A 7720-nucleotide genomic window follows, 5' to 3' on the forward strand; every position below is an offset into this window, starting at 1 on the left:
GAAGGAGATCACATTATGGATTCTGCATTTATCTACCGAGCTGCCAACGAACTTGTCCAAAATGCCGGAACTCGCAACATCAAACAGATCGCGCGCAGTTGCAGTCTGGACATCAGTGAAACATCCCGCATTAAAGATATGTTAGGGTTGCTTTCACTCTATTTTGATAAGCCTTCGATCCTTATCAATCGCCAGCTGGACAAACAGACGAAGCAGATGGTGTGCGGCTATGCGCTGGGGCATTATCTGGAGCATCAGTTGCTTATGGACTTGCATACCCTGGACAAGTTTCTGACCATTAAGGACAAGCACATCCTTCTTTACGAGCATAACGCTTTCACATCCCACCTGATGCTGGACAGTGATGAAGTCTATCAAATGACGAAACGTGGGTTGGACGCTGCTCAGATTGCCGCTGCCAAGGGAATCCACCTCAATCTGGTGCTGGTGAAGCTGCTGGAACTGCATCATCTGGGATACGATCTACAACACTATCACGCCCAGCACCATGCGTTTATCAAACAGTTCCATCTTCCGGCACATTTTCAGTTTGATGTTGCCGTCGGATAAACTTATGTTCTTATAACCCTAAAACCCGTAATGAACGGTGCGTTATGCACCGTCCATCACGGGTTTTCCTGTTATTTCAGTTTAGCGAGGATTTCATCGGCACTCATGCCTTCAGCCAGCAGCTTTTTCAGAACGGACTCTGCTTCTGTCTTTTTTGCTTCTTCTGCAGCTTTGGCATCTGCCTTCGCCTTTTTTGCTTCCAGCTTGACAATTTCCTTGTCGATAGCTTTCAGCGATGCTTTCTTCTCTTTCAGGTCAGCTTTCAGAGAATCCATGTTAGCGGTGATAGATGCGATTTCCGCTGTGAGCGCATCCTTTGCGGACTGCTTTTCTGCAATCTGCGTTGTGAAATCAGCAGTCACAGTTTTGGGCTTATTCTTGCTACCTTTAGTTCTGGGCATAATAAAACCTCCAGAAAATTATAGTATTTTTAGTATAGCACTCTAATAATGTCGTTTCAATATTTGACCAGAAAAATTCAGCAGAATATTAATATCAATGATAACGGATCATTGTCATCATTGCGGCTACATTGAGCCTAATGTTTCTTTCTTGATTGTATAGGTTCGTTTCAGTCCATCCTTAACACTGTATTGAGGTTCCCATCCGATATTTTTAATTTTTCGAGTATCCAAAAGTGCATAGGTTGCTTTAGATACACTTTCATTGTTCTCAATTTCATAGCGCACTTTTAAATTAGCCAGTGATGCAATATACTCTGCATATTCACCTAACGTTAGTCCTTCATCATCATCAGAAATATTATATGCTTCGCCATCTTGTCCATCCAGCAGCAATTTGAAAAGGCCGCTAACAGCATCTGCAATATAGCAGTACGAATACCTTTGTTGACCTTTACTTTTCAGAATAATATCTTCTCCAAGTACTGCTTTATCCATAAATTGGCTCATTGCCTTTGTATCGTGCTTTTTGTCTGCCCCAAAGACTCTCGCAAATCTTGCAATTACTGCATCAACCCCAAAGGCATTTCGATAAGACTGCGTTAGCGCCTCACAAGTTCTTTTGGCTTCATTATATCCAGACCTCGCAAGATTACAGTCAATATATCCACAATATTTTTCATCCATGGGGACTTCTGTACCTTGTCCATAAATTTCCACACTAGATGCTAGAAGGAACCGTGCCTTTTTCTCTACCGCCAATTTTAACAAGTTATCGCATCCGCATATATTTGTCATTATTGTTCCAACAGGATCTTCCGCGTATTGCTTTGGATGAGTATTAGAAGCCAAATGTATAATATAATCTATTTTCCCATCGTATTGCACTGGCTGCTCAACATTTGCCTTTATACACTCAAGATCTTCGCTTGATTTTCCACCTCTCCTCGAAAGTGAAATCACTTTTGTGTTCTCGCCATATTTTTGGTTTCGACACTTTATAATATCAATAAACGCCGTGCCAATAAAACCCGTTCCCCCGGATATTAAAACTGTTTTATCTTTGATTTTTTCCCAATTATATGGAAGCTCGGCTATTACTTTTATTTCTTCTTTTTTCAAATTCGTCATTTTTTTATCCACTCATCATTCTTCGCACTTAGCAAGGCTTTAAAAATTTCGATGTCCTCTACCGTTGTAATCTTGATGTTTTTTTCTGAGCCTTTGGAAAAATAAGTAGTATATCCATATTTCTGCATTAGAGAGCACGATGCAGCCATATTTGTAACACCATCTTTAATCGCTTGATTGTGAACTGTCCATAATTCGTCAAATCTATACGAATGTGGTGTCTGTGTTCTCCAAAGTTCTTCTCTATTCAACGCCGCATTAGATTCTACGCCATCTTTTGAAACGAACACAACTTCAGTAGTCGGAATCACTGTAACAGCAGATCCAAACAATTTTTGCTTCACAAGATTATCTGTAATTACATCCTGCGGCAGCATAGGTCTATTACCGTCATGGATTACTACTACAATATCTTTGGTTTCTTCATTATCTTCTTTAATCGCTTTCAGTCCATTATAAATTGATTCCTGACCTGTCGCACCGCCAGTAATAATTCTCTTGAGTTTTGTAATATTAAACTGTTTTGCATATGCTTCAAGTACAGCACTCCATCCCTCTAAGCAAGATACATATATTTCATCAATGCTTGGATGTTGCTGAAATGCTTCTAACGTATAAATAATAATCGGTTTATTTTCAACCGTCAAAAACTGTTTCGGTAGATCTTGGTGCGTCCTGCTCCCAATGCCACCAGCTGTTAAAACTGCAATGTTCATTTTTTTCTCCCATTATCTACGTTTCTCAAGATACCACTTATATGACTTATTAGTATCCAAAATCAATCCACCATGTTCACTATTTGTATTAATTGGTGTCATGTAATCATTGCCATATAACATTTTCAAATTCCGGTCATAGTTTGCAAAAACAGGAATTTCAAGAAATTCAAAATCAACCTCTTTCAAATTATCAAAATCCGCCCGGAATCTCCTAATACGTTTTATCGGCAATGGCATACACAAATCTGCAACATATTTAGAATTATCAATATCGTTATACCTCGTAATTTCTTTTATAAATTGATTATAGATTGGCACATAAGAGTCTCTTAATAACTTATGCTTAAAATGCCTACATGCTTTTTTTAGATTGAAGTGTCTTTTGCCAACTTCATCGACCCATGGCTTATAGTAAAAGTAATCACCAGAATCTAATATTTCCCTATACTTTGTAAGCAACTCCATTCGTTTCAAATCTTGTTCTGCTAGTTTTTCTTCATCATCTACAACTGTATCAAACGGAAATATATCAATGAAAATCCCCTGATTAAAGTTGTTATTTCTTTGACGCTCATACTCGGTTTTAATAATGCCTGTCGTATCCGAATTTCTTAACTGGGCATGACCTCTAGCAGAGCCCTTGTCTGTTTCTTCTGTCTGCCAAAAATATGGCTTTTTAAATTCAGCTGGTGCAACCTCATTTAACTTTTCAAAATCACTCCTTAACATAGCGATATCCAAGTCATCATCCCAAGGGATGAATCCATGATGACGAATTGCGCCGAGTAACGTTCCTCCGTCTGCACAATATTTCAGCCCATATTTATTACAGACGCGCATAAATTCTTGCAACAGATCCAGTTCTACTGCCCATACTTCTTTCCTTTGTTTGGTAACAGTGTATCCGCACCGAACTTCTTCATTCAAAAATCCATCCGGCAGTTGAAGTTTAAGATCAACCATGTTTAACTTTCCTCCATACTTTTTCAAACATACTCTGAGTCCACACATCCCGTGTCACAAGGAGAAATGCTACATATACGCTGCATCCAACTGCTACCTGTATTGCAAGAAGCAATAGCGAATTCATCTGCAGTCGATTCAGATAAAACACTATACAGAACATAAAAATGCCTGCCAGCATCTTTTTTCCACCTGTTTTCAGCAATACAGAAATATTCCCATATCCACAACTAAATTTCACATACAGAACAGACACAACCGTTTCCGCAATAACAGATGCAATCGCAGCTCCTTCCGCTCCAAAACGTGGAATCATTAATAAGTTCAAAATCAGGTTTACTACAGATCCTGCAATTAAGTAGTTTGTACTCTCTTTTCGCTTTCCGCATGGCGTGTAGTACTGCGAACCCAAGCAATTACTAATGCCGATAATAACAATGATGGGCGAAAAGAGATATAGCAATCCAACCACTTGATCGTATCCCGGTCCAAAGAAGAACGGAACGAACGTTTTTGCAACGCCCATAATTCCGAAGCAACAACCAAATCCCATAAAGAAAATGTAGTTGAATGAAATCGCAATTTTCTTGTGAATCTCATCAAATCTTTTTTCAGCAAAAAGATATGCATTTCTAACACCAACAACAGAATTAATTGCAGTAAATACAACACTTTTTGCCAGATTAATAATTTTCTCAGCCTGTTGGTAATAACCATTTTGCGCAACATCACTGGTGATCAATCCCAAAAGAGTCTTATCCAAAACGGTATAAACTGATGTAGCAATCGTTGGAATGAAGTACACCAGTGTTTCCTTAAAATGCCTTTTGAACGACAATTTCCTGAAATCAACTTTAACAACGTAGCGTTTCATATAAGGCCACAAAGAAACATTTGATAGCAATGAAGTGAACGCCGTGATAAAAATGTATAAAAGCAAATCATCCTTAGATTTGATAAATATAAACAGAAGAACTATTCCGATAATCTTAAATGCAGAATTTCTAATAACTGTCAGCTTGAATTGTTCAATTCCGTTAAAGAACCATGTAATATCAAACATATTTGCAAAAATTCCAATTGATAGCACACAGTAGAAAATTTTGTATCTCGGACTGAACAAGCACAAAAATACCCAGCCAAATAGCGCAATTCCTGTAGTGCAAATCACCATCAATTCAATTTCCCAAAACAGCTTACTGCGCTCATTTACATCATCACGATGCATTGAGATTTCTCGTGAGCCATAAGAAAGTGTTCCTAATGATGCAATTAGCAAAAAAATGTACTGCACGGATGCTGTATAACTTTGGATGCCAATTCCCTCAGCACCAAGAACTCTTGAGACATAAGGTGCTGTAATAAAGGGCGTAATAACATTCAGTATTTGGTACGCTGTACTATATACGAAATTTTTCTTTATGCTTGGTTCTTTCATTTGCAATTTCCTTATAGATTACTTTATATTTTTCAATCAGGAATGTTCCTCCAACTGACCACATAATTTTCAGCAGTACAACTGGGATAAAGAGATGTTTCGTAACATTAAATTGCCAAAGTATCCTTTCCCAGGGCATCGTATTTAGCTCTATTAAATGCAAGCACAAAATCGTCAGGGATTTTTTCCCCAGCCACTGAAAAACATTCCATGGTTTCATTTCCCATATGCCCAATTATGACACATAGAATTCCCATTCCTTTTGCGACATCCATGTAAGGCAGTCGCACTGTTCTGCCAGAAGTATTAAAATTCTTTTCCATCGTATAATTCATTTCTGCTCATCCTTAATGCTGCTTCAATAGTCGTATCCATATCATAGTACTTATACTCGCCCAAACGTCCACCGAAAATAACCTTCGGTTCGGCATCGGCAAGCTTCTTGTACTCGGCATAGAGTGCACTATTCTTGGCATCGTTTACAGGATAATACGGCTCGTCTCCGGGCTTCCACTCAGAAGAATACTCACGGCTGATGATGGTCCTGGGGAGGTCATTACCGTTCTCATCTTTGCCGAACTCGAACCACTTATGCTCAATGATGCGAGTCCATGGTGTCTCCCGGTCAGTGTAGTTGACAGCAGCGTTCCCCTGAAAATTGGGCTTGTCCAACAACTCGTTTTCAAAGCGAACAGAACGGTACTCTAGCGTCCCCAGCTTGTAGTCAAAGTAGGCATCAATGGGGCCGGTGTAGACAATCTTGTTCGCCAGAGCGTCCAGTTCCGCCTTGTTTTCCAAGTAGTCGGTGTTCAGTCGAACCTCGATGCCGTCCAGCAGGTTTGCAATCATCTTTGTATAGCCGCCGACGGGAATGCCCTGGTATAGGGCGTTGAAGTAGTTGTTGTCAAAGGTCAGGCGCACGGGCAGACGCTTGATGATGAAGGAGGGCAAATCCTTGCAGTCGCGCCCCCACTGTTTCTCGGTATAACCCTTGATGAGTTTCTCGTAGATGTCATGGCCAACGAGGGAGATAGCCTGTTCTTCCAGATTCTGTGGCTCATGGGTGATTTCCTTGCGTTGCTCCTCGATCTTGACAGCAGCCTCCTCCGGCGTCACAACACCCCACATCTTGTTAAAGGTGTACATATTGAACGGAAGAGAATACAACTCACCCTTGTAGTTAGCCACAGGTGAGTTCGTAAAACGGTTGAACTCCGCAAACCGTGTAATATAGTTCCAAACATTTTTATTATTAGTATGAAAAATATGGGCACCGTACTTGTGGACGTTGATGCCCTCGATGTTCTCAGTGTAGATATTGCCCGCTATATAGGGGCGTTTGTCCACAACCAACACAGACTTTCCTCTGTCTTTGGCTTCGTGGGCAAAGACTGCTCCATATAAGCCAGAACCTACTACTAAATAATCATATTCCATTTGCATTTAAGCCTCTCTATTTTCCATATCTTTCTGTTCTTTAAGTGCTTTATCGACCCTTCACATCATAAATCACTTTTTCATATCTCCCCATGTAAACGTCATCATCCAATTCAAGTACTTCTTTGACACCGCATTATATTTCAAAATATCCTTAACATTTGATTTCAAGCCATCACTTTTTTCTGTTTCGTCTACAAACATATATTTAATTTTCAATTTATTATGCTGAACCCAAACATTTAGCAATCTCTCGCTTAAGAAGCCATAGATGCGTGCCTGTAATGGAGTGTAGTCCGATAAATCAATTTGTTCTTCTAATTGAAACAGTATTGAAAACAACCATTCACAATATTTGTCCATGAGGCTTTTGGGCATAACAAACATATTAAAATATGAAGCCATATATCCATTCATAACTTCATCATAGTCATACAAGTAATCTGGATATAAGTCAGCTATGCACAACCTTAATTTCTCTAATGCTTCTTCCTTACCATCTGTGCATAAAAACCATTCTTTTACAGTTGTGTCAAACCATCCCTTTGGATATGGCAAAATAACGTCATATTCATTCAATAAAGAAATTGCCTTTTCACTTGAAAGTATATGATTCTCCGTACATTTCACCCATGACGTTGTAAAAAATCTTCGATAATGGGATAGTCCAATATACTCGACGTCTTTTAAATTCTTCCATGCCCAATACAGCGCCGTAAGTTCACAATAATTTGCATTCTTGTCAGATATGTTATCTCCGATATTATCTCTATACATATCATTATAAGAAACACGCCCATTGCCAACAACAATTGGCTGATAATCTTTAATTGTAGGAATCGCAACTTGTTTATGCGTTACAACAAGCATCGTTAATTGTTTCATACTATATTATTCACCCTTATTTGCCTGCTTCAAACAAATCGACCTTAAATTTGATTGTCAAGAATAACAAGAATTCCATAAATAACACCCAATCAAATTGAATATTGTAAGTTATCCCCGCCAAAATAATGCTTATCGTTAAAATAAAATATTTACGATTTAATTTATATCCTTTA

The 7720-nt window shown here is 38.9% G+C and carries 9 protein-coding genes; 1 reads left to right on the plus strand and 8 read right to left on the minus strand.

Annotated elements, in window-relative coordinates; translation table 11 throughout:
* The first annotated feature begins 15 nt into the window (after nt 1-15).
* The gene (locus DXA70_RS09680; RefSeq protein WP_128118341.1) at nt 16-570 is read left to right on the plus strand and encodes an ImmA/IrrE family metallo-endopeptidase; all 555 of its coding nucleotides are present in this window, start codon (nt 16-18) and stop codon (nt 568-570) included.
* Between the two features lie 71 nt (nt 571-641).
* Here the strand turns inward: DXA70_RS09680 and DXA70_RS09685 are convergent, their stop codons facing one another.
* The 8 genes from DXA70_RS09685 to DXA70_RS09720 all read right to left on the minus strand — a co-directional run bounded on the left by DXA70_RS09685 (nt 642) and on the right by DXA70_RS09720 (nt 7544).
* Nucleotides 642-971 (minus strand): hypothetical protein, encoded by a 330-nt coding sequence (locus DXA70_RS09685; protein ID WP_128118342.1) that lies wholly within the window; start codon nt 969-971, stop codon nt 642-644.
* A 126-nt stretch (nt 972-1097) separates the two neighbouring features.
* Nucleotides 1098-2114 carry an NAD-dependent epimerase/dehydratase family protein gene (locus DXA70_RS09690; protein WP_243001281.1) on the minus strand — a complete coding sequence of 339 codons (1017 nt, stop codon included), beginning with the start codon at nt 2112-2114 and terminating at the stop codon, nt 1098-1100.
* Nucleotides 2099-2818, minus strand: coding sequence for an IspD/TarI family cytidylyltransferase (locus tag DXA70_RS09695; RefSeq protein ID WP_128118343.1), 720 nt, complete (start codon nt 2816-2818; stop codon nt 2099-2101). Before DXA70_RS09695 ends, DXA70_RS09690 begins: the two co-directional genes overlap by 16 nt.
* A 12-nt stretch (nt 2819-2830) precedes the next feature.
* Nucleotides 2831-3784 (minus strand): LicD family protein, encoded by a 954-nt coding sequence (locus DXA70_RS09700; protein ID WP_158565158.1) that lies wholly within the window; start codon nt 3782-3784, stop codon nt 2831-2833.
* Entirely contained in the window at nt 3777-5222 is a 1446-nt protein-coding gene (locus DXA70_RS09705; RefSeq protein WP_128118345.1) for a flippase, read from the minus strand. The genes DXA70_RS09700 and DXA70_RS09705 overlap by 8 nt, the downstream gene beginning before the upstream one ends.
* A 107-nt stretch (nt 5223-5329) precedes the next feature.
* A complete protein-coding gene (locus DXA70_RS09710; RefSeq protein WP_128118346.1) occupies nt 5330-5557 on the minus strand; it encodes a hypothetical protein in 228 nt (75 codons plus the stop codon).
* A complete protein-coding gene (glf, locus tag DXA70_RS09715) occupies nt 5529-6659 on the minus strand; it encodes a UDP-galactopyranose mutase (protein WP_128118347.1) in 1131 nt (376 codons plus the stop codon). Before glf ends, DXA70_RS09710 begins: the two co-directional genes overlap by 29 nt.
* A 72-nt stretch (nt 6660-6731) precedes the next feature.
* Complete coding sequence (locus tag DXA70_RS09720; RefSeq protein ID WP_128118348.1) at nt 6732-7544, minus strand: DUF4422 domain-containing protein; 813 nt, start codon at nt 7542-7544, stop codon at nt 6732-6734.
* Between the last annotated feature and the right edge of the window lie 176 nt (nt 7545-7720).

It is taken from the genome of Faecalibacterium sp. OF04-11AC (genome assembly GCF_003460645.1).
GTDB lineage: Bacteria > Bacillota > Clostridia > Oscillospirales > Ruminococcaceae > Faecalibacterium > Faecalibacterium prausnitzii_I.